The organism is Chryseobacterium metallicongregator, from assembly GCF_031324065.1.
Taxonomy (GTDB): Bacteria; Bacteroidota; Bacteroidia; order Flavobacteriales; family Weeksellaceae; genus Chryseobacterium; species Chryseobacterium metallicongregator.
Genome location: NZ_JAVIXS010000006.1, coordinates 608,991 through 628,827 on the forward strand (window position 1 = coordinate 608,991; position 19,837 = coordinate 628,827).

The following is a 19,837-nucleotide window of genomic DNA, read 5'->3' on the forward strand; positions in this document are numbered from 1 at the left end:
AAATTTTTTAAAAAAATGGAAAACAGAAAATACATAAAAGTAGGAGTAGCAGGCCCTGTAGGTTCAGGAAAAACTGCACTATTAGAACGTTTAAGCAGAAAATTATTCGGAACTTATGATCTTGGAGTCATCACGAATGATATTTATACCAAAGAAGACGCTGAATTTATGGCGAAAAACAGTCTTCTTCCCCACGACAGAATTATCGGAGTAGAAACAGGAGGTTGCCCCCACACCGCCATCCGTGAAGATGCAAGTATGAACCTTGAAGCCGTAGATGAGCTGGCAGCACGTTTCCCGGAAATCGAATTGGTTTTGATTGAAAGTGGTGGAGATAACCTTTCAGCGACATTCAGCCCGGACCTTGCTGACGTTACTATTTTCATCATTGACGTAGCAGAAGGAGAAAAAATTCCTAGAAAAGGTGGTCCCGGTATTACAAGGTCAGACTTATTGATCATCAATAAAATTGACCTTGCTCCTCACGTAGGTGCCAGCCTTGAAGTCATGGAAAATGATGCCCGAAGAATGAGAAAAGGAAATCCGTTCGTGTTCACCAACCTGAAAACAGATGAAGGACTGGATAAAGTAATAGGTTGGATTAAAAAATATGCTCTTTTAGAAGAAATTGAAGAACCGAATTTGGTAAGATAAATGGATAGTCATTTAAAAATTATTGCAGGATTCAAGGGAGGAGAATCCTATGTGAAAGATCTTTATGTCTCACTTCCTTTCAGAGTGGTTTCTGTAGGACAGCGAAAAAGTGACAAAAAGCTCTATCAGATGGTAATGAGCTCCTCTCCGGGAATTCTGGATGGAGATCACTATCAGTTGGAGGTTACCCTTGAAAAAGGAGCAGCGCTGCAGTTACAGTCACAATCCTACCAAAGGCTTTTCAACATGCAGGACAAAGCGCTTCAGGAACTCAATGTTTCTATGGAAGATGAAACTTCTTTCGCTTATGTTCCTCATCCAATTGTTCCTCACGAAGATTCAAACTTTAAGAGTAAAGCCAATATTCATATCGGGAAAAACAGTCAGATCATCATCAGTGAGATTATTACCTGTGGTAGAAAACATTATGGAGAGGTTTTTAAACTGAAACGTTTTCAGAATGTGATGGAAATCTACCACAACAATAAACTGGTAGTGAAAGATAATGTCCTGATCCAGCCTGATATGATCCCAATCAACAGCATCGGAAATCTGGAACAATATACCCACCAGGGAACCCTTATTTTTTACAGTACGAAAGAAAATATAGATAAAACCGGATTGATTGAGGAGATTGTTGAAGCTGCAACACAGCATCATGAAGAAATGGAAGTGGGTGTTTCCGCTATGGAAGATAATGGTTTTGTAGTAAGAGCTTTGGGACATGGCGGAGAAATGATGTACAACTTTTTCCTTCATATTCAGGAAATCCTTTGGTCGTTGGAGTAAAAGGATCCTCATATTGATTCATTTACAAAATTTGCGAGAAGCATATTCAATAGAAGTGGGCTTTAGCCCGCTTAATAGAAAGAAATCTTCCACTGGCTTTAGCCAAAACTTAATAAAGAATCTGAAATAACAGAATTAATAAAAATGGATAGTACAGTTTGGGCACTTCTTTTAAGTGCAGTTTCAATAAGTTTTATACATACAGCTTCAGGGCCGGATCATTATCTGCCTTTCATTGTTATTTCCAAATCCAAAAAATGGAGCGGAATGAAAACTGCCATATTAACCGTTGTCTGCGGATTTGGACATGTGTTCAGTTCCCTGATTTTAGGATTTATCGGAGTTTTTCTGGGATGGCAGTTGAATAAAATCTCCTGGTTTCAGGATATCAGAGGGAATTTTTCAGGATGGGCATTGCTGATCTTTGGAGGAGTTTATCTGGTATATGGCCTCATTCAGGCAATCAGAAACAAACCTCACAAACATTTTGATGTGATGGGGGATGATGTATATGTATACGAACATAATCACAGCGAAGTGGTAATGCCCCAAAAAAGAATAAAAGTAACTCCGCTTGTGCTTTTTATGATTTTCGTGATGGGACCCAGCGAGCCTCTTATTCCTTTATTATTTTATTCAGGAGTAAAACATTCCATGTCTGAAATTGCGGTACTGGTCACTTCTTTCACAGCAACAACTGTGTTGACCATGCTTGGAATGGTTCTTCTGGGGAGATATGGTTACTCAACATTATTCAACACTGAAAAACTGGAACGGTATATGGGAGTGGTAAGCGGAGCGGTAGTAACCGTTTGCGGTGTCGGGATGGTCTTTCTTGGATGGTAAACGAGTTTCGGGATGCGAGTGGTAGAGTTTGAGGGTAAGAGAGTATGAGAGTTCGAAGGTTGAAGAAAAAATTGAAGCTAAAAAATGATAGACTTTCAATCTAGTATCTTTTTATCTTAATCTAATCCCCGCCCCTCGCATCTAGTACCTCTAACCCTGAAACTGGCATCTAGCATCTAGCAACAAAAAACAACCATCTAAAATCACTCTACATTATTAATACAATTAAAAAAACTATGGACGAATTTTTCAAAAAACTCCCCTTTATAGACAATATTTTAAAAGGAATCGGGCAGATTATGCTCCAGGAAAACCGATGGACGGGTCTTTTGTTTCTTATAGGAATCTTTATGGGAAGCTGGCAGTGTGGAGTGGCAGTACTGCTTTCAACTGCAGCCGGAACTTTTACTGCGATGAAGCTTAACTATACCAAATCTGAAATCAACGCAGGGCTTTACGGCTTCAGTGCAGCACTGGTGGGAGTAGCGTTGGCTTTTCTGTTTCAGACAACAGTACTGATCTGGATTCTTATCGTATTGGGAGGTGCATTGGCTGCTGTTATTCAGCATTTCTTTATTCAAAAGAAAATTCCGGTGTTTACTTTTCCTTTCATCATTATCACTTGGGTATTGGTATTTGCGCTCCATCATTTTACGCATATTCCGCCTTCTGCGATGTTAAGTAGTGAAGTTATTCCTACAGAATATGATGATTTTCTTGCTTGTACCAACGGTTTTGGGGAAGTGATATTTCAGGGAGGAATACTTTCAGGAATGATTTTCTTCCTGGCTGTTTTCATAAGTTCTCCCATAGCGGCTTTGTATGGATTGGCCGCTTCTATATTGGGAGCAGGATTATCACAATTGAACGGAGAGCCTATCAAAGAAATCCACATGGGATTATTTGGTTTTAACGCAGTACTTTCCGCTATCGTTTTTTCCGGAGTTAAAAAAACGGATGGTTTATGGGTATTGATAGCTGTTCTTATCACCATTGCCATTGATGACGTATTGATAGACAATCACTGTCTGGATATTGTGGGAGGAGTATTTACTTTCCCTTTTGTAGCGGGAACATGGATTACGCTTTTGATTCAAAAAATATTTCTTAAAACAAAAAAATAAAAAGTTAGAGAGTCTTAGAGTTGGAGGGTTTGAGGGTTTGAGAGTGAGACAGTTCAATATTCAAGTTCAAGGTTTAAAGTTTTTTCATGATGATTGACGATTCATTTTCGAAGCAAAATTCACTATTGATATTCCTCTAACTTCTAATTTCTAACTTCTAAAATTTAAATATAATTAAACTAAAAAATGAAAATAACAAAAATAGCCGCAGTATTTCTGGTCATGGCATTCAGTGGAAAAATAATGGCGCAGGAAGCAGAAAAACAGTTGCTGATAAAAGATGCAGATGACAAATTTCCCATTGCAGATGCTTTGGTAAAATACGACCACGGAAACAGTCATACCCATACGGGAACAGACGGAACATTTGCTGTTCCTGTAAAAACTCTTCCTGATACCCTTGTAATCAGCCGTCAGGGATACGATGAGGTAAAATGGGTGGTGACCAATGATGATGATAAAAATAAAGTTATTTTTTTACAGCATAAACCTTTTCAGATTTCTGAAGTAGCCATCAATCACAGTTCATTTCTGTCTGCTATTACAAAGGTTGATCTGAATAAATTTCCGGTCAGCTCAGCGCAGGATTTGTTGAGAAAAGTTCCGGGACTGTTTATTGCACAACATGCCGGAGGAGGAAAAGCAGAACAGCTTTTTCTAAGAGGATTTGATGCCGATCACGGTACCGATGTAAGCGTTAATGTAGACGGAATGCCTGTAAATATTGTTTCCCATGCCCATGGTCAGGGATATTCTGATCTGCACTTTGTGATTCCTGAAACGGTCAATAATATCGATTTTGGAAAAGGAGCTTATTACATGGATCGTGGAGACTTTAATACAGCCGGATATGTAGATTTTCAGACATACAATGGGTTGAAAAACAGTATGATTAAGCTGGAAGGAGGTTCTTTCAACTCCAAAAGAGTGTTGGGAATGTTCAATATTCTGCATGATGATCTGGGAAGAAAAAATGCTTACATAGCTGCAGAATACAATTATACAGACGGCCCTTTTGATGTAAAACAGAATTTTAACAGAGTCAATATCTTCGGAAAATACAACCAGTGGCTTACGGATAAAGACTATTTCAACATCCAGTTCTCAACATTCAATTCTTCATGGAATGCTTCCGGACAAATTCCGGAACGTGCCGTAGATGAGGGAATCATCGGACGATGGGGAAGTATTGATCCTACAGAAGGCGGAAAAACTTCCAGAACAAACCTTCAGATGAACTTTAAGCACATTATTTCTCCTTCCGAGCAGATTGATGCCATGGCTTTCTATTCAAAATACAACTTCAATCTGTATTCTGATTTTACCTTTAATTTAAAAGATAAAGAGCATGGTGATGAGATTCAGCAGACTGACGGCAGAAATATTTACGGAGCTGAAGTAAAGTATACAAAGACTTTTTCCTTGGCTAACAGTTCTTTAAACTGGACGTCAGGAATCGGATTAAGAAATGATGATATTAATACGCTACAGCTTAATCACGTTTATCACAGGGATCTTCTGCTGGACAGATTATCAGATGTGACGGGAACAGAAACCAATCTTCATGCGTATTCAGGATTGATATGGAAAGTCGGAAAATGGACCATCAATCCGGCTTTGAGAGTAGATCATTTTATTTTCAACATGCATAATCTGCTGGATGTGGAGCAATTGCCGTCCGGACAATCAAAAGAAGCAACAAGGCTTAGTCCAAAATTGAATTTCTCATACGCTCAGAATGACAATGTGATGTGGTTCCTGAAAACAGGAATGGGCTTTCACTCCAATGATCTGAGAGTGGTTGTTCCCAATAAAAATGAAAATACCCTTCCTTATTCTATAGGTGCAGATTTCGGGGTGAGATTGCACCCGTTCAAATCATTGATTATTACTCCGGCATTATGGTATATGGATCTTCAGCAGGAATTTGTATATGTAGGTGATGATGCCGTAGTAGAGCCTTCCGGAAAATCAAGACGTTTTGGTGCTGATCTTGGAGTTCGCTTCCAGCCACTGGAGAACTTTTATCTGAATGCAGATATCAATTATTCCCACGCACGATTTACTGAAGAAGAAAAAGGCCAGGACTATGTTCCGCTGGCTCCGGTAGTCACCAGTACAGGATCTGTGAACTGGGATTTCCTGAATGGTTTTTCTCTGGGACTTCAGTACAGATATCTGGGAGCAAGACCTGCCGTAGAAGATAACAGTATCAGAACGAAAGCCTATTTTGTGAATGATTTGATGCTTTCCTATAACCGTCAGAAATGGGGTGCAAATGTTCAGCTGAACAATCTTTTCAATGTAAAGTGGAATGAAGCCCAGTTTGCAACTGAAACACAGCTGAAAGGAGAAGCAGAACCTATTACAGATCTTACCTACACACCGGGAAGCCCTTTTGGAGTAAGAGTAGGAGTGTACTACAAGTTTTAAATTGGAAGAGTTTGAGAGTGTGATGGTCTAAGAATGAAGAGATCTTCAGATTAGTGCATTCTCAAATTTTCAAATTCTTTAATTTCTGCATTGCAAATTTTGTATAACTTTAAATAATCATAACAAGGATATGGAAGTGCTATCCAATTTTCAATATAAAAAGCTTTTTCTGCCCAATATTACTGACAAGATATTAGCTAACAATGCTGATATACAGCTGTATCGGATAGAAAATTATCTTAAAGGTATTCTGATGCCGGTCATTCCGTACCGTACCACATTCAATTTTATTATTTTCGTTACTAACGGCCATATCAGACAGTATCTTGAAAATAAAGAATATCATGCTGAAAAAGGAGGTGTGATTTTTATTAAGCAAGGAACAATTACCGCAACTGTTGAGCTATCAGACGATATTGAAGGATTCTTCCTTGCTTATGAAAATAATATTCTGTCTGAACAGGAACTTCCAAAACATAAAAGCAGTATTTTCTTCATGACTCCCTTCCTGAATCTGGACAGCCTGACGTATGGAACCATTACACAGCTTCTCCCGATTATGGAACAGGAATTGTGGTTGAATAACCTCAATGTTAATGATGTCGTAGTAACTATGCTTCATCTTATTTTAATCAAAATGCTCAGCACAGATTCTGACAACCATCACAAATCTGCAACTCGTCCGATGGAGCTGTCTCTTCAGTTCCGTGATCTTTTGTTTAAATATCATGTAGGGGAAAAGAGAGTGGCTTTTTATGCCGATAAACTGTCCGTTACAGAAAGTTATCTGAATAAGTGTGTAAAAGGAGTAACTCAAAAATCTCCCAAACAGTGGATCAATGAGATTGATATCAATTATAGCAAAGCATTACTTCACTCCAGTAAAGATATTGCAGAGATTGCCTACGAACTGAACTTTCATACCGCATCTCATTTTACCCAGCTTTTCAAAAAAATTGCAGGAATTACGCCGAAGGAATACAGGGTTCAGTTCTTGAACAATAGTAGAATTTCTGTCTGATATAAAGAATAGAATTTGTGTAATGTCAATAGTCAATCTTTGCTGCGCAAGTGAATAGTCAATGAGTTGATGAAGTACAGAATAAAAAATTCACTGCGAAGCAAATTCACCATTCACTATTGATTGGGTTCCCTTACATTTTCTCGTTTTCCAGGATCTTCAGAACCAGTCTTTCCTCTTTTGTCAGATCGGCTTTTCCATCATTTTCTTCTATAACTTCCAGTTCATCAAGATATTTTTTGATGGTATTATTCTCGTAAAGGTTGATAACTAAAGGATGAACATAATACTTTCTGCAGACAGCCGATGTATTTCCCAGATTTTCAGCAACGATATCCAGGGCTTCTTTTACTTTTTTCTTGTATTGAGTGTTATTTTCAGCATATCCTATTTCTTTGAAAGCGATCAAAGCACTTACCGTTCCGGACCATGTTCTGAAATCCTTAGCGGTAAAATCCTCGCCACTGATCTCTTTGATATAATCGTTCACCATTCCGGAATCTACAGAATGACGGTTTCCTTCATCATCAAAATATTGAAAAAGTTCTTTCCCGGGAATATCCTTACATTTCTGAATAAGCCTTGCCAGCCTTTTACTCCTGAGGTCAATTTGATGCATAACACCTTTCTTTCCTTTAAAAGAAAAAGTGATTTTCTGGCCGTTTATTTTTACATGCTTATCCCTTAATGTGGTAAGACCAAAAGAACCATACAGTTTTTCATATACATTATTCCCGATACGGATATTGGTTCTTTGCATAAGGCTTACAATTAAGGCCAGGATTTTTCGTTTCTCAAAATTTCTCAGGGCGAGATCCTGTTCTACATGCAGACGAATGTCCGGTAATGCATACCCGAACTGAAGCATTCTATAAAATTTTGTGTGATTTCTTAAAGCGCTCCACAGAGGATGGTAGCGGTATTGTTTTCTTTGTTTTACATCAAAGCCTGTTGCCTGAAGATGGCCGTTATCAAGAGCACAGATCCATACATTTTCCCAGGCAGGAGGAATGACCAGTTTATTGATCCTTGTAATTTCTTCTTTATCCTTTATTTTCTCCCCATCTTTATAATAGGAATATTTCTTTCCGGTTTTTTTACGAATAATTCCGGCGGTTTCTGCATCGGTGGTATATACAAGATGTACCGCCTTTGCAGAAGCTTCCGGGTCCTTCATTATTTTAACAATTTTTGAAGGCTTAAGGTGAGAAATCATCTCCAAATCTGTATTCTTCTCCATAAAACATGGTTAAGAGTTTTTACCCTTCGAAAAAATCAGTAAAAGAATCCCTACTATCACACAGACTAAGATTATTCCCCACCACATTCCTGCCTTAAAAATCGTTTCTACGGCTTCACAACTTGTAAGTGTCATTACACTTAATATCATAATACTGTAAAAGCTCCATTTTTTCATAGGTATCTATTTTTGTGGGTGTGCTAAATTCTGAGTCGGTCAGCTCTCCATTTTTTGATAGACCTTTTAATTTCATCTCCTGAGATGTTTTCATGAAGCGCTCTGTATAAAAGCTCTTTGAATTCATCATCATAAGTAAATCTCAATGCAGCAATCTGATCGAATTTCAGTTTCTCAGCAGTTTCATCAGATCTTTTATTGAAGATCTCAAAATAACGCTGTTTAAATTCAAGAACCACCATACGGTTTTGAAGTCCCAGTGCATAATGCTGCCGTGTCATAAATGCCAGATAAAAAAGCAAAAAAATCACAACAGAAAAAAGTATCCAGATCAGTTGATTTCCGGGATCATCCCAGATTTTATAAATTCCTAAAATCTCCAATATAATAAGCAATGGAAGATAAATAAAATGATGTGGCGGATAAAATTTTCTGTGGTTATTGTAGTTTTGCTGTTTCATGCAATAGAATGTAGCAATAATCCTTCCAAAAATTTATTATTTTGATAATGTGGTAGTTTTTTTTACTTAAAAATGATTTATTTAATGAAATATGTTTAGTGGTTTGATTTTTTTAGACCTCTTTAACAATAAAGAATTATTAAGCAAAATAGCGGATAGATTTACCTTTCCGACATCAAATTTTTTGTAACTTTCGGTGGTTAAAAATAAAAAGAATGACTTCAAAGGAAAAAGTTGCTGCGCTTCGTGAAGAAATGCAGAAAAATAATGTTGATGCATTTATAGTATATTCTGCAGACCCGCATATGAGCGAATACCTTCCTGAAGAATGGCAGGAGAGAGCTTGGCTGTCAGGTTTCTTAGGTTCTGCCGGTTTCGTGGTGATTACCAAAGATAAAGGTGGACTTTGGACAGATGGAAGATACTTTACACAAGCTGCTATTGAGCTGAAGGATTCCGGAATTGATCTTTTCAAAGATGGAATGGAAGGAACTCCCAATTATATCGACTGGATTATTTCGGAAATTCCAGCAGGCGGTAAAGTGGCGGTAAATGCTGTTGCAGCTTCTCATGCTAACTGGGAAATGCTTTCTCAAAAATTCAATTCCAAAAATATTACACTGGCAGATGTTCCGCTTTTAAAAGAAGTCTGGAAAGACAGAGGAACTCCATCTGTTAATCCTATTTTCGTACATCCGATAGAAAGAGCCGGGAAATCAGTATCCGATAAAATCTCTGCAATCCGTCAGAAAATGGAAGAGCAGGAGGCTACCGTACACATTATATCAAGTCTTGATGATGTGGCCTGGACAGTGAATCTGAGAGGAAGTGATGTAGAAAGCAATCCTGTATTCTTAGGATATATTGTGATTACTAAAAATGATGCTGTTTTATTCACAGGATTAGAGAAAATGGAAGTGGCTGCAAGAAAACAAATGGATGATTCCTTTGTAAAAATGATGCCTTACGAAGAATTCTACAATTACCTGAAGACCTTCAAAAACGAAAAAGTTCTGGTTTCTCCGAACAGCAACCAACAGATTTTTGAAACATTAAAAACTGACAATCAGTTTATCAAAGCTCCCGTTCCCGGCAACCTGATGAAAGCCCAGAAAAATGAAACTGAGCTGGAAGGTTTCAGAACAGTAATGGTAAGAGACGGAGTAGCAATGGTGAAATTCCTTTATTGGCTAACGCACAATGCAGGAAAAGAAGCCATGAATGAGTTTTCTATCGGACAAAAACTGAGAGGCTTCCGTGCAGAAGGTGAAAATTTTGTCGGAGAAAGTTTCGGGTCTATCGTAGGATATAAAGACAATGGTGCTATCATGCACTATTCTGCCAAAAAAGAAGGAAGCAAAGAAGTGACCAACGAGGAGACCATCCTGGTAGATTCAGGAGGTCAGTACCTTGAAGGAACTACAGATATTACAAGAACTTTTGCCTTAGGAACCTCTTCGGAAGAGTTTAAAAGAAATTCGACATTGGTACTACAGGGATTAATCCGTTTATCTATGGTGAAATTCCCGAAAGGAACAAAAGGAGTACATCTTGATGCTATTGCAAGACTTCCGTTATGGATGGAAGGGAAAGATTTCAACCACGGAACAGGACATGGGGTAGGAAGTTTCATGAATGTACACGAAGGACCGCAAAACATCAGGAAAGACCTGAACCCTCAGGAACTTCTTCCGGGAATGGTATGCTCCAATGAACCTGGTTACTATCTTGAAGGGCACTATGGAATTCGTCACGAAAACCTGATTGCCGTAAAAGAAGCAGAAAAAACAATTCACGGAACATTCTATGAATTTGAAACATTAACATTCTGTCCGTTCTTCAAAGATACAGTAGTAAAAGAAATCCTTTCAGAAAGCGAAATCGCATGGCTGAACGGTTATCATAAAACATGTGAAGAAAAGCTTGCTCCACATTTGGAAGGAGAAGTTAAAGAATGGTTCCTTCAGCTGGTAAGTCCTCTTTAATAAAGATTCAAGGTGAAAGCAGATGACAATCATAACGTTAAACCTTGAATGGTAAACAGTAAACTGAATATTGTTAGATAATCCAAAGTCCTGTAAGGTATTTCCTGCAGGGCTTTTCTTTTTATACAACCGTATTTTTACGGATATAATTCCAGGGATTCCACTGATGCATAAAAAATAAGGTTCACCTATCTTTGTTACAACAAAACATCATTCATATCTTCATAAATAACTCAAGTAAATTCAAAACGGTAGATCATCTCGTCCTGAGATGATTTTTTTTATTTATTTTCGCTGAAACTTATTTGATATCATGGAACGTGAATATTTCCGAAGCTTTAATCTGTTTTCAGAAGATGAAATTGAAGAATTTCTGAAGTTTTCTGAGTTCAGACTTATCCGTAAAAATGATTATTTCATACAGGAAGGAGAGCTTTGCAAAGAAGTAGGATTGGTGAAGTCTGGTATTTTCCGTTCTTTTTATACTTCTGATGAAGGAAAAGATATGACGTATTGCTTCCGGTTTCCCAATCATATGATAGCGGCCTATTCATCATTTGTTTCAGGTTGCCCAAGCAAAGAAAGTATGCAGGCCATTACCAATGCAGAGCTGATTATCCTTAAAAAAGATGCTGTAGATGAACTCGTTCAGAACAGTCTTAACTGGACAAAGTTTTTAAAAATCATTGCAGAGCAGGAATATCTTGAACTTGAAACACGGTTTTTTCAGCTGCAAAGAGACAGTGCTGCCCAGCGTTACGAAACATTAGTAAAAAAACATCCTGATTATATTCAAAATATTCCATTACAGTATCTGGCTTCTTATCTGGGCATTACCCAACGCCACCTGAGCCGTATCAGAAAGGAAATTTCTTTTTAGACATTTGTCCTGCTTATTGAAATTGGAGCGCTCTACTTTTGTCAAAAAAAGTTATGGAGCAAAATATTCTTATAATTGGAGGAAATGGACTGGTAGGTAAAACAATTTCCCGTATACTGAAATCAAGAAATCCTCATCTTACTGTTTTTATCGGGGGAAGAAAAGGAGGAAAAACAGATAAAGATCTGAAGATTGATGTTACAGATCCTTCATCTTTTAAAATTATTTCCGACAAAAAAATACACCTCATTATTCTTTCTGTGAATGATAAAGAAGATCATGTACTACGTTTTGCCATTGATCATCAAATAGATTATCTGGATATTACAAAACCTACTCCGGCTTTGGTGAAAGCTTATGATATTGCAGGGAAATCAGATATAAACAGTAGAATTGTCTTCAGTTCCGGCTGGATGGGTGGGATTGTCCCAGGATTGGCTAATATCCTTTCAGACTCAGGAGATATTAATGAAGTAAAACTCTTTGTCTATTATTCCGTAAAGGATCGTGCAGGCGAGAGTTCAGCTCACTTTATGGCAGAAAATGTAGGCGTTCCTTTTGTACATTATAAGAATGACAAACCGGTTTCCATCAGACATTTCCTGGATACAGAAGCTTTTAATTTTTCCTTTGGAATAGGGAAAAGAAGTGCTTATAATTTTGATGTGCCGGATCTGTATATTCTCAACAAAGTGGAAAGAATTTCCGATGTGAGTGTGAAGATGACCTACAACTCAAAATTCATTACCTGGCTGTTGGGTTCTTTTCAGTATCTCAGAATCTATAATATTTTATCTTTAAAAGAACGAAAAATGATTTTTGGATCCAGTGGTAACGGGGATCAGGCAGTCTTTGAAATTGTAGTTGATGATCAGTCAGGACAAAAGAAACTAAGTTTGCAGAGTGAAAAAGGACAGGCGGAATTAACCGCTTTATCTGCTGTTCTGCATACCGAAGAACTGTTGAGAAATCCTCATGAAAACAAGGTCTATTTCAGCCATCAGCTGCATGAGCCTTTATCATTAATGGCACAGCTTAATGCCTATGATTCCATCAATATTAATATAACACGATGAAAAAAATAGTCATTATCAACGGACATCCCAATAAAGATTCTTTCAATTTTGGGATAGCAGAAGCTTACAGATCAGGAGCAATAGAAGCAGGAGCTGAGGTAAAAGAAATAGTGATAAGGGATTTACACTTCAATCCCAATTTACAGTTTGGATATCAGAAAAGAATAGAGCTTGAACCTGATCTAGTGAAAGCCTGGGAAGTTATTCAGTGGGCAGATCATTTGGTTTGGGTACATCCGGTTTGGTGGGGAGGATTTCCTGCCTTAATGAAAGGATTTATAGACCGACTTTTTTTACCTGGAATGGCTTATAAATACCGTGAAAATTCGGTATGGTGGGATAAACTTTTAAAAGGCAAAACAGCCCATATCATAACAACATTAGACCAACCGGGATGGTATTACCGTCTGTTTTTTGGCAGGCCTAGTGTAAATCAGCTTAGAAAATCTATTTTAGAATACTGTGGAGTAAAACCGGTGAAGGTGACTTATATTGGAATTATCAGAAATTCTAAAGAGGAGCAGCGATCCAAATGGTTGAGAAAAGTGAAGGAATTAGGAAGGAAACAGAAATAACCCGCACAATATTTTTAGGTATTGAGCAATGATAACTTTATCCGGTAATAATTGTTTTTATTATCAGATAAAGTTTCATTGTTAAAGTGAAAAAACTTTATTTCTCCATTTTTACAATCCTTTTTTACCTTCAATCCAATATGCCTGTGATTTGATACATTTTGGTGATACACCTCTGGCTTTAAGAAATTTTCTGATTAATGACATTCTTTCTCCGTTTCCTGTAAGATAAAACACAACTTCATCATCAGAAATAGATTCTTTTTCTTCTCTCAGAAAGTCATTCAAGGCTTCAATCATTCTCATGGTATTATTTTTGGGACTGTGATACCCATATAAATTAAGTTTTTCCAGAGCGGAACACTCATCCAGTTCATGAAGACAAATGAATAAAGAACCACATTCCTCTACGGCTTCCTTGATGGAAATAGAACTTCCCAAAGAAGTTTCATCACCCACAGAAAAATGAATTTTAGCATCAGGAGTAAAAAATTGTTTTCCTCTGGGCATTAAAAGCTTGATGGAAGCTCCTTTTACGAGTTGAGTGATAAAATTACTTCCCGCAGCAGACATATCATGCAAATGAAACAAAACATCGAAAGTTCCTGCTTCTTTGTTAAAATTAAAAGGAGAATAATTCCTGAAATCCCTATCGTTGATCCTTATTCCAATGGCATAGGCCGGTTCATAAAGTACATCCTGTAATTCAGTTTCAAAGCGTATCAGTCGAAGATCATTTGTAATCTGTTCTATATGGCTAACGGTACATTCTTTAAATTTGGAGGACCAAACATTTTCTACGGTGTCATTGATCCATTTTGGTAGGCTTGGCATAAATTATTTTTATTGCAAAGGACGTTGCAAAATCATAAAATACCGATAGCGGTTTCGGGGAATTAATTGGACTATTCGTGGTTGGTTCTCTATTGGTGCTGATTCCGGAATTCTGATGGAGATTGATCTTCCAGTTTGGAAAATAAACGACTGAAATAGGTGTGATCACTATATCCAAGCTCATAAGCCACTTCTTTTATACTCAGATTGGTAAAGACCAGTAATCTTTTGGCTTCAATCAAAATTTCCTGATGAATCCAGTGTTGCGCAGGCTTTCCTGTAACTTCACGAACCGTTTCCGTTAAATATCCTCTTGTGATATGTAAAGCTGCTGCATATTCAGATGGACTTTTCATGGTTTTAAAATCTTTCCGAACCAAAATTCTGAATGCTCTTGACAACTGTAAAGCACGGTTTTCATCTGAAGCCGGAGAAATATTCTTCCGGGAATACATCAGAGCAAACATTCCGAGAAAAGCATTAAGTAGCGATTGAACGATGAGAAATCCTTCTTTAGTGGAAAGCATTTCGTTCGTATAGGAAGCATGAAGCAGACTTGCTGTTGTATTAATCTTTTTGACAAGACTTTTATCCATAGGCAGCGGTTGTATTTCACCCAACGATTCATCAAAAAAAGAACGCACTGTGTCAGGAACAAGTTCTGCTTTTACCGCCACAAACCATCCACAGACTTCCTTCATTAAAAGTCCCTGATGTACCTGCCCAGGCAATACACAGAAAATAGTGGATTCTCTGGCTTCAACTGTTTTAAAATCAACCATCATTCTTACATGACCACTTTCCATGCAGGTAAAAATATAATGACTGTCTCGGTGTATGCCTTTGTCCAGAAGAATATCCCCGGCATCATGAGTCCTTTTATCCATCCTTTTGACATGGAACTGATGATGGGTAATACCGTTTAAATCATAGGTGGGAATGGTCTGTTTCATCTTTAAACCTGTTGTGATGAGGATAATACGTAACGGTAAAATTACGTATTTTCACGGTTTTACATTCGGAATATTAATCTCAAATTCGCGGTGCATAACCATGATGCTTTCTTCAAGTCAGATTTTATATGAATATACACTGGAATTCGGAACAGAAAGAAACCTGTTCCGGATTTTATTTTGCTTTTGAAAATGCCATTTTTATGGCTAAATAAGTTAATACGCTGGCCATAAACCATTTCTGGACTTTTATCCAGGCCGGATTATTGGAAAAGAATAAGGCAACTCTTGCAGCTGTTAATACAATGATAAAGTTGATGCTGAAGCTGATCAGAACCTGAATGATCCCAAGTTCCAGACTTTGGGTAAATATCGAACCATACTCTGGTTTGATGAACTGAGGAAAGAAAGACAGGTAAAAAACAGCTACTTTCGGATTCAATACATTCGTTAAAAAACCAATGGTGAAAAGCTTTTTCGGACTATCATGGGCAATATTTTTGTCAACATCAAAAATATTTTTGCTTTTCGGTTTTATAGCCTGATAAGCAAGATATAAAAGATAGACAGTTCCCAGTGTTTTAAGAACGGTATACGCAAGCGGAACAGCCAGTAAAACAGCGGTGAGACCAAAAGATACCATGATGATATGGAACAAAAATCCGCAGACAACTCCGGCTAATGAGATAAACCCGGACTTTTTTCCCTGCGTTATAGACTTTGAAATCAGATAAATCATATTTGGACCAGGACTGATTACTAAAATAAGTGCGGCCAGAATGAAAAATATAAGTTCGTGAAATGGAATCATGTTAGTACATTTAAATGAGGAGGTCTCCGGTGCAAAGATAAGAGGTATTTCCGGTTTAATTTTTCAGAGACACAAGAAAAAGTATTTTTTTAAAAAATTATATTTTATTTTCCACCTGAATGTGATTTAAAAAATAGATCAGTCTGTTTTTTTTGTAAATTTCAACTCATAAAATAATTATCATTCACAAATAAATATTATCATGACTACTGAAAACATCTTTGAAGCTATCAGAAAATGGAAACATCTTATTGATTCTTACAAAAACGGAATTGATACAAATGGAGCAGAAATTTTGAATTATTTGAATCAGGGAACTCACTTCAGCGTTTCAGGTGAAGACATTGAACAATGGAAAAGAAATCTTGGAACTACAGAGATCCCAATGATCCATGCCTATGTGGGAATTCATGAAGGTAAGCTGAAATTTTTTCTCATTGATTCTAAAAGTGATAAAGACGCTCATTTCAATACCATTCTTATAAAAGACTTTTTAGCAGAATTCAGTGAATCAAAAATAGAAAGCAGCAATAATATGGTGATAGATGTTCCTCCTATTACTGCGGAATCAGCCATTAACCGTAGTTTCAGATGGAATATGTTTGGAAGTTCGTGGCTGCAGGCTCAGAAAACAGAAGATATTTTTCAATTGATTTCCATACCGTTTTCAGATTATGAAAATATAGGAATTACAGAAGGGCAGACATGTACCAGTTTCTTTGGACTTACAAATGATCTGGAAAAAAAAGACCCCGACTTCCCTTATCATATCGAAATCATTACAGTGAAAAGTCTGGCCATTAATCATATGAGCGAGACTGCTGAAAATTATTCTACACCAAGGCCTCCTTTTACGATTATTGATACTCTTAATGATTATCAACTTCTGAAGCAAAGTACCAGTGTTTTCGTATAACAGCCTATCCCTGTATTTACAAATTATGATTAACCTGGTCTTATGTACCGGATTGATTGTACTGATAAAAGAAGGGATCAAAACAAAACTTCCTGTGATTATATTGCTCTCAGGAGAATTGATGCTGGAGCTGACGGACTTAACGGACCGGCTGATGAAATTAAATACACTCAATATCTACAATTATACATTGAGTCAGTTTTTTGGTTTGATGATTCTTACTGTGATTTATAACCATTATTATATCCAGCTTTCCCTGAAATTAAGATGGATGATCTATTGTTATGCTATATTGGCATTGATTACTAACCTGTTATATGTGGAAAACGATACACGGATTACTTTTTATTCCAATATTATCACCAGTATTATTATTTGTAGCTATGCCGCTTCTTATTTTATGAAAATCATTAGGGAAGGCAGGGCAGACAGGGATATGTTTATTGTGAACATCCTTGTATTCTTGTTTTTTTCTATAGAATGTATCATATCCACTACCTTTAATTTTTTAATCAGCAATCATCTGAGTTGGGTAGCACCTATCTGGCTTTTTAGAGGGATCTTACTATTGTCTTTTTATATAGCATTTATTAATCTGGGATGTGGCGTTGGGAAAATCAGGATCAGATAGTTCTATGGATATGGATCGGTATTGGGCTGTTTTTTTTAACAACGCTATTCATTACGTTATTGGTGATTAATTATTTGAAAAGTATAAAGAAAAACAAACAGAAGGTTTCAAGGCTGGTCCGGAATACCCAAAAGGAATATTGGGACAACATGCTGCTTTGGCAGGAACAGGACAGGGAACGCCTGGCAGAAGAACTTCATGATAATATTATTTCACAATTGAATCTTATCCGTTTGAATATCAATGATAAAAAACCGGAAGATCTTAATCATGATTTAAAAAAATCGATGCAGCTGATAAGGGAGTTATCTCATAATCTTACGCCACCTGATCTCGATGAGATAGAGCTGGAAGATTTAATTGCAGATTATCTTGATCAGATCAATAAAAATATAGAGGTTATTTTCCGCCATATGACGATAAGGACAACCATCAGTAACCCTGTAAAACTTAACCTTTTCAGAATTATTCAGGAATTAATTACCAATATTTTAAAACATGCTGAAGCTACCAGAGTGGATGTCTCCTTAAGAATCTCTCTGAACTATTTAATATTAACCATAGAGGATAATGGTCGTGGATTCGCCATTGAAAAACAATCAGGAGGTATTGGGCTGAGGAATATTCAGTCCAGAGCACAAAAAATTAAAGCAATTTATAAACTTAAAACCCAGCCTGAAAAAGGCACAAAATTCATTGCCTGTATGGCCATACAATAAAAATAAACATGGAACACTCAAAAATTAAAATCGGAATTGTAGATGATGATCTGCTGTTTGTACAGCTTTTGAAAAATTATATTGAAAATAATGGAGACTATCAGGTTATCCTGACTTCTACAGGAGGATATCAGTTTCTTGCGGAGCAGGATTCTAATTCTTTAGATATACTTATTCTGGATCTGAGGATGACCAATGGCGATGGAATTGAAGTCATGGCTGAACTTGCCAAAAAAGAAACCGAAACAAAAATCATTGTTCTTTCCAGTTTCTACCGGCGCTCATTTATGGGACAAATGCTGAAAATGGGCGTCCATGCTTTTTTGCCCAAAGAAATTGAACTTGAGGAATTATTATCGGTTATCAAAACGGTTTATCATAAAGGACATTATTTCTCCAATGACCAGATTGATGTCATGAGAACCCAGCTTTCCAATAAGCTTCCGGAATTTCATGCATTCTCCAAAAATGAACTGACGGACAGAGAGATTGATGTTCTAAAATTGGTTTGCCAACAGTTGAGCACCAAAGAAATTGCAGATTCATTGTTTATTTCACCCAAAACAGTAGAAACTCACAAGACCAATCTGATGATCAAAACCGGAGTGAAAAATATGGCCGGACTTGTTATTTATGCTGTACAGAATAAGGTGATAGATCCGGATGAAATTGTATTATTTGATAAATAGTTTGATCCAAAAAGAATCAGGGAGCACATTGATGTACTCCCTGATAACAAGAAATCTAAAAACACTATAATTTAGGATGTAAAATTTTAGCAATAGAAACTGCATCTGCCACAGTATCCAGGCTGTATATCTGGATTACACCCTGTGTAGTGGCTGCCTGGCCTAAAATGTTCTGTTGGTTTTGTGCATTCACAGCATTTTCAAACATAATTCCTGTAGAATGGGCAGCTGATTGATATACGTTGGCAAGAGCCATTGCAGGAGATTCTCCTACTACTTTTACGTTCGATTGCGTTACTGCATCTGTGATTTGTTCGTTTACTGGCATAATGATTATTGTTTATTTGGGTTAAAAACAACCGGAATTTCCGGTTGTTCGGATAATGGTATTTAAGCTGTTCGCAAAAAGTGATTACGGATTAAGGATCTTTGCAATTGAAACTGCATCGGCAACTGTATCAAGGCTGTAGATCTGTGCGATACCTTGCGTAGTAGCCGCTTGAGTAACAATGTTTTGCTGGTTCTGAGTATTCACTGCATTTTCAAACAGGATTCCTGTAGAATGTGCTGCTGATTGATATACGTTGGCCATAGCCATTGCTGGAGATTCAGCTACTACTTTTACGTTGGATTGCGTTACTGCGTCTGTGATTTGTTCGTTTACTGGCATAATGATTATTGTTTATTTTGGTTTAAAAAACAACCGGAGTTTCCGGCTGTTCGGATAAGGATATAAGCTCTTGGCAAAATGGGATTACGGAGTAAGGATTTTAGCAATAGAAACCGCATCGGCTATCGTATCCAGGCTGTAGATTTGAGTAACCCCTTGTGTAGTGGCTGCCTGAGTAACAATATTTTGTTGATTTTGAGTGTTAATTGCATTTTCAAACATAATTCCTGTGGAATGTGCTGCAGATTGATACACGTTACTTAGAGCCATTGCAGGAGATTCTGCTACTACTTTTACGTTGGATTGAGTTACTGCGTCTGTGATTTTTTCGTTTACTGGCATAATGATTATTG

Annotated in this window: 23 protein-coding genes; 14 read left to right on the top strand and 9 right to left on the bottom strand. The window is 37.2% G+C overall.

The genetic code is table 11. The annotated features are described in order from the left end of the window. The first annotated feature begins 15 nt into the window (after nt 1-15). The 6 genes from ureG to REB14_RS11330 all read left to right on the top strand — a co-directional run bounded on the left by ureG (nt 16) and on the right by REB14_RS11330 (nt 6,867). Nucleotides 16-654: an urease accessory protein UreG gene (gene ureG / locus REB14_RS11305; RefSeq protein WP_034697252.1), complete on the top strand. Its 639-nt coding sequence runs from the start codon at nt 16-18 to the stop codon at nt 652-654. Continuing rightward, nucleotides 655-1,443 carry an urease accessory protein UreD gene (locus REB14_RS11310; protein WP_309522225.1) on the top strand — a complete coding sequence of 263 codons (789 nt, stop codon included), beginning with the start codon at nt 655-657 and terminating at the stop codon, nt 1,441-1,443. A gap of 144 nt (nt 1,444-1,587) precedes the next feature. Further along, nucleotides 1,588-2,289: a membrane protein gene (locus tag REB14_RS11315; RefSeq protein WP_047421274.1), complete on the top strand. Its 702-nt coding sequence runs from the start codon at nt 1,588-1,590 to the stop codon at nt 2,287-2,289. 236 nt (nt 2,290-2,525) lie between these two features. After that, a complete protein-coding gene (locus REB14_RS11320) occupies nt 2,526-3,413 on the top strand; it encodes an urea transporter (RefSeq protein WP_309522226.1) in 888 nt (295 codons plus the stop codon). Between the two features lie 186 nt (nt 3,414-3,599). Next, nucleotides 3,600-5,846, top strand: coding sequence for a TonB-dependent receptor (locus tag REB14_RS11325; protein ID WP_309522227.1), 2,247 nt, complete (start codon nt 3,600-3,602; stop codon nt 5,844-5,846). A gap of 130 nt (nt 5,847-5,976) precedes the next feature. Continuing rightward, nucleotides 5,977-6,867: a helix-turn-helix domain-containing protein gene (locus REB14_RS11330; RefSeq protein ID WP_079242523.1), complete on the top strand. Its 891-nt coding sequence runs from the start codon at nt 5,977-5,979 to the stop codon at nt 6,865-6,867. A 133-nt stretch (nt 6,868-7,000) separates the two neighbouring features. On the opposite strand, the gene REB14_RS11335 is transcribed toward REB14_RS11330, so the two are convergent. Genes REB14_RS11335 through REB14_RS11345 form a run of 3 tightly spaced genes read right to left on the bottom strand, consistent with a single transcriptional unit; the run spans nt 7,001 to nt 8,745 of the window. Next, nucleotides 7,001-8,107: a DNA topoisomerase IB gene (locus REB14_RS11335; RefSeq protein WP_309522228.1), complete on the bottom strand. Its 1,107-nt coding sequence runs from the start codon at nt 8,105-8,107 to the stop codon at nt 7,001-7,003. Between the two features lie 9 nt (nt 8,108-8,116). Then, nucleotides 8,117-8,284 (bottom strand): phosphatidate cytidylyltransferase, encoded by a 168-nt coding sequence (locus REB14_RS11340; RefSeq protein ID WP_079242521.1) that lies wholly within the window; start codon nt 8,282-8,284, stop codon nt 8,117-8,119. A gap of 23 nt (nt 8,285-8,307) precedes the next feature. After that, nucleotides 8,308-8,745, bottom strand: a complete 438-nt coding sequence (locus tag REB14_RS11345) for a DUF6526 family protein (protein WP_123279485.1) — start codon at nt 8,743-8,745, stop codon at nt 8,308-8,310. A 215-nt stretch (nt 8,746-8,960) separates the two neighbouring features. Between REB14_RS11345 and REB14_RS11350 the strand changes: the two genes are divergently transcribed. The 4 genes from REB14_RS11350 to REB14_RS11365 all read left to right on the top strand — a co-directional run bounded on the left by REB14_RS11350 (nt 8,961) and on the right by REB14_RS11365 (nt 13,261). Beyond that, a complete protein-coding gene (locus REB14_RS11350) occupies nt 8,961-10,730 on the top strand; it encodes an aminopeptidase P family protein (protein ID WP_309522229.1) in 1,770 nt (589 codons plus the stop codon). A 313-nt stretch (nt 10,731-11,043) separates the two neighbouring features. Continuing rightward, complete coding sequence (locus REB14_RS11355; RefSeq protein ID WP_079242518.1) at nt 11,044-11,610, top strand: Crp/Fnr family transcriptional regulator; 567 nt, start codon at nt 11,044-11,046, stop codon at nt 11,608-11,610. Between the two features lie 53 nt (nt 11,611-11,663). Beyond that, the gene (locus tag REB14_RS11360; protein WP_309522230.1) at nt 11,664-12,686 is read left to right on the top strand and encodes a saccharopine dehydrogenase; all 1,023 of its coding nucleotides are present in this window, start codon (nt 11,664-11,666) and stop codon (nt 12,684-12,686) included. After that, on the top strand, nt 12,683-13,261 hold the full coding sequence (locus REB14_RS11365) for an NAD(P)H-dependent oxidoreductase (protein ID WP_309522231.1): 579 nt from the start codon (nt 12,683-12,685) through the stop codon (nt 13,259-13,261). The genes REB14_RS11360 and REB14_RS11365 overlap by 4 nt, the downstream gene beginning before the upstream one ends. 111 nt (nt 13,262-13,372) lie before the next feature. Here REB14_RS11365 and REB14_RS11370 read toward each other — a convergent pair whose 3' ends face one another. From REB14_RS11370 to REB14_RS11380, 3 genes are all read right to left on the bottom strand, one after another. Continuing rightward, nucleotides 13,373-14,095 (bottom strand): FAD-binding oxidoreductase, encoded by a 723-nt coding sequence (locus REB14_RS11370; protein ID WP_079242515.1) that lies wholly within the window; start codon nt 14,093-14,095, stop codon nt 13,373-13,375. An 89-nt stretch (nt 14,096-14,184) separates the two neighbouring features. Further along, the gene (locus REB14_RS11375) at nt 14,185-15,048 is read right to left on the bottom strand and encodes a helix-turn-helix domain-containing protein (RefSeq protein WP_309522232.1); all 864 of its coding nucleotides are present in this window, start codon (nt 15,046-15,048) and stop codon (nt 14,185-14,187) included. A 175-nt stretch (nt 15,049-15,223) separates the two neighbouring features. Next, nucleotides 15,224-15,859: a LysE family translocator gene (locus REB14_RS11380; protein WP_309522233.1), complete on the bottom strand. Its 636-nt coding sequence runs from the start codon at nt 15,857-15,859 to the stop codon at nt 15,224-15,226. A 202-nt stretch (nt 15,860-16,061) separates the two neighbouring features. On the opposite strand from REB14_RS11380, the gene REB14_RS11385 reads away from it, so the two are divergent. The 4 genes from REB14_RS11385 to REB14_RS11400 are packed head-to-tail and all read left to right on the top strand — an operon-like array spanning nt 16,062 to nt 18,814. Next, entirely contained in the window at nt 16,062-16,775 is a 714-nt protein-coding gene (locus tag REB14_RS11385; protein ID WP_079242512.1) for a hypothetical protein, read from the top strand. A gap of 25 nt (nt 16,776-16,800) precedes the next feature. Then, nucleotides 16,801-17,406, top strand: coding sequence for a hypothetical protein (locus REB14_RS11390; RefSeq protein WP_079242511.1), 606 nt, complete (start codon nt 16,801-16,803; stop codon nt 17,404-17,406). After that, complete coding sequence (locus REB14_RS11395; RefSeq protein WP_079242510.1) at nt 17,376-18,125, top strand: sensor histidine kinase; 750 nt, start codon at nt 17,376-17,378, stop codon at nt 18,123-18,125. Before REB14_RS11390 ends, REB14_RS11395 begins: the two co-directional genes overlap by 31 nt. A gap of 8 nt (nt 18,126-18,133) precedes the next feature. Further along, complete coding sequence (locus REB14_RS11400) at nt 18,134-18,814, top strand: response regulator transcription factor (protein WP_079242509.1); 681 nt, start codon at nt 18,134-18,136, stop codon at nt 18,812-18,814. Between the two features lie 64 nt (nt 18,815-18,878). Here the strand turns inward: REB14_RS11400 and REB14_RS11405 are convergent, their stop codons facing one another. The 3 genes from REB14_RS11405 to REB14_RS11415 form a co-directional block, all read right to left on the bottom strand. Continuing rightward, on the bottom strand, nt 18,879-19,142 hold the full coding sequence (locus REB14_RS11405) for a RebB family R body protein (RefSeq protein ID WP_034697228.1): 264 nt from the start codon (nt 19,140-19,142) through the stop codon (nt 18,879-18,881). An 84-nt stretch (nt 19,143-19,226) separates the two neighbouring features. Continuing rightward, nucleotides 19,227-19,484, bottom strand: a complete 258-nt coding sequence (locus REB14_RS11410; protein WP_034697227.1) for a RebB family R body protein — start codon at nt 19,482-19,484, stop codon at nt 19,227-19,229. A gap of 84 nt (nt 19,485-19,568) precedes the next feature. Continuing rightward, nucleotides 19,569-19,826, bottom strand: a complete 258-nt coding sequence (locus REB14_RS11415; protein WP_034697225.1) for a RebB family R body protein — start codon at nt 19,824-19,826, stop codon at nt 19,569-19,571. Nucleotides 19,827-19,837: the final 11 nt, after the last annotated feature.

Bases quoted from the DNA above. Each gene is read 5' to 3' on its own strand.
- ureG (WP_034697252.1), top strand. From the start codon at position 16: ATGGAAAACAGAAAATACATAAAAGTAGGAGTAGCAGGCCCTGTAGGT.
- REB14_RS11310 (WP_309522225.1), top strand. From the start codon at position 655: ATGGATAGTCATTTAAAAATTATTGCAGGATTCAAGGGAGGAGAATCC.
- REB14_RS11315 (WP_047421274.1), top strand. From the start codon at position 1,588: ATGGATAGTACAGTTTGGGCACTTCTTTTAAGTGCAGTTTCAATAAGT.
- REB14_RS11320 (WP_309522226.1), top strand. From the start codon at position 2,526: ATGGACGAATTTTTCAAAAAACTCCCCTTTATAGACAATATTTTAAAA.
- REB14_RS11325 (WP_309522227.1), top strand. From the start codon at position 3,600: ATGAAAATAACAAAAATAGCCGCAGTATTTCTGGTCATGGCATTCAGT.
- REB14_RS11330 (WP_079242523.1), top strand. From the start codon at position 5,977: ATGGAAGTGCTATCCAATTTTCAATATAAAAAGCTTTTTCTGCCCAAT.
- REB14_RS11335 (WP_309522228.1), bottom strand. From the start codon at position 8,107: ATGGAGAAGAATACAGATTTGGAGATGATTTCTCACCTTAAGCCTTCA.
- REB14_RS11340 (WP_079242521.1), bottom strand. From the start codon at position 8,284: ATGAAAAAATGGAGCTTTTACAGTATTATGATATTAAGTGTAATGACA.
- REB14_RS11345 (WP_123279485.1), bottom strand. From the start codon at position 8,745: ATGAAACAGCAAAACTACAATAACCACAGAAAATTTTATCCGCCACAT.
- REB14_RS11350 (WP_309522229.1), top strand. From the start codon at position 8,961: ATGACTTCAAAGGAAAAAGTTGCTGCGCTTCGTGAAGAAATGCAGAAA.
- REB14_RS11355 (WP_079242518.1), top strand. From the start codon at position 11,044: ATGGAACGTGAATATTTCCGAAGCTTTAATCTGTTTTCAGAAGATGAA.
- REB14_RS11360 (WP_309522230.1), top strand. From the start codon at position 11,664: ATGGAGCAAAATATTCTTATAATTGGAGGAAATGGACTGGTAGGTAAA.
- REB14_RS11365 (WP_309522231.1), top strand. From the start codon at position 12,683: ATGAAAAAAATAGTCATTATCAACGGACATCCCAATAAAGATTCTTTC.
- REB14_RS11370 (WP_079242515.1), bottom strand. From the start codon at position 14,095: ATGCCAAGCCTACCAAAATGGATCAATGACACCGTAGAAAATGTTTGG.
- REB14_RS11375 (WP_309522232.1), bottom strand. From the start codon at position 15,048: ATGAAACAGACCATTCCCACCTATGATTTAAACGGTATTACCCATCAT.
- REB14_RS11380 (WP_309522233.1), bottom strand. From the start codon at position 15,859: ATGATTCCATTTCACGAACTTATATTTTTCATTCTGGCCGCACTTATT.
- REB14_RS11385 (WP_079242512.1), top strand. From the start codon at position 16,062: ATGACTACTGAAAACATCTTTGAAGCTATCAGAAAATGGAAACATCTT.
- REB14_RS11390 (WP_079242511.1), top strand. From the start codon at position 16,801: ATGATTAACCTGGTCTTATGTACCGGATTGATTGTACTGATAAAAGAA.
- REB14_RS11395 (WP_079242510.1), top strand. From the start codon at position 17,376: ATGTGGCGTTGGGAAAATCAGGATCAGATAGTTCTATGGATATGGATC.
- REB14_RS11400 (WP_079242509.1), top strand. From the start codon at position 18,134: ATGGAACACTCAAAAATTAAAATCGGAATTGTAGATGATGATCTGCTG.
- REB14_RS11405 (WP_034697228.1), bottom strand. From the start codon at position 19,142: ATGCCAGTAAACGAACAAATCACAGATGCAGTAACGCAATCGAACGTA.
- REB14_RS11410 (WP_034697227.1), bottom strand. From the start codon at position 19,484: ATGCCAGTAAACGAACAAATCACAGACGCAGTAACGCAATCCAACGTA.
- REB14_RS11415 (WP_034697225.1), bottom strand. From the start codon at position 19,826: ATGCCAGTAAACGAAAAAATCACAGACGCAGTAACTCAATCCAACGTA.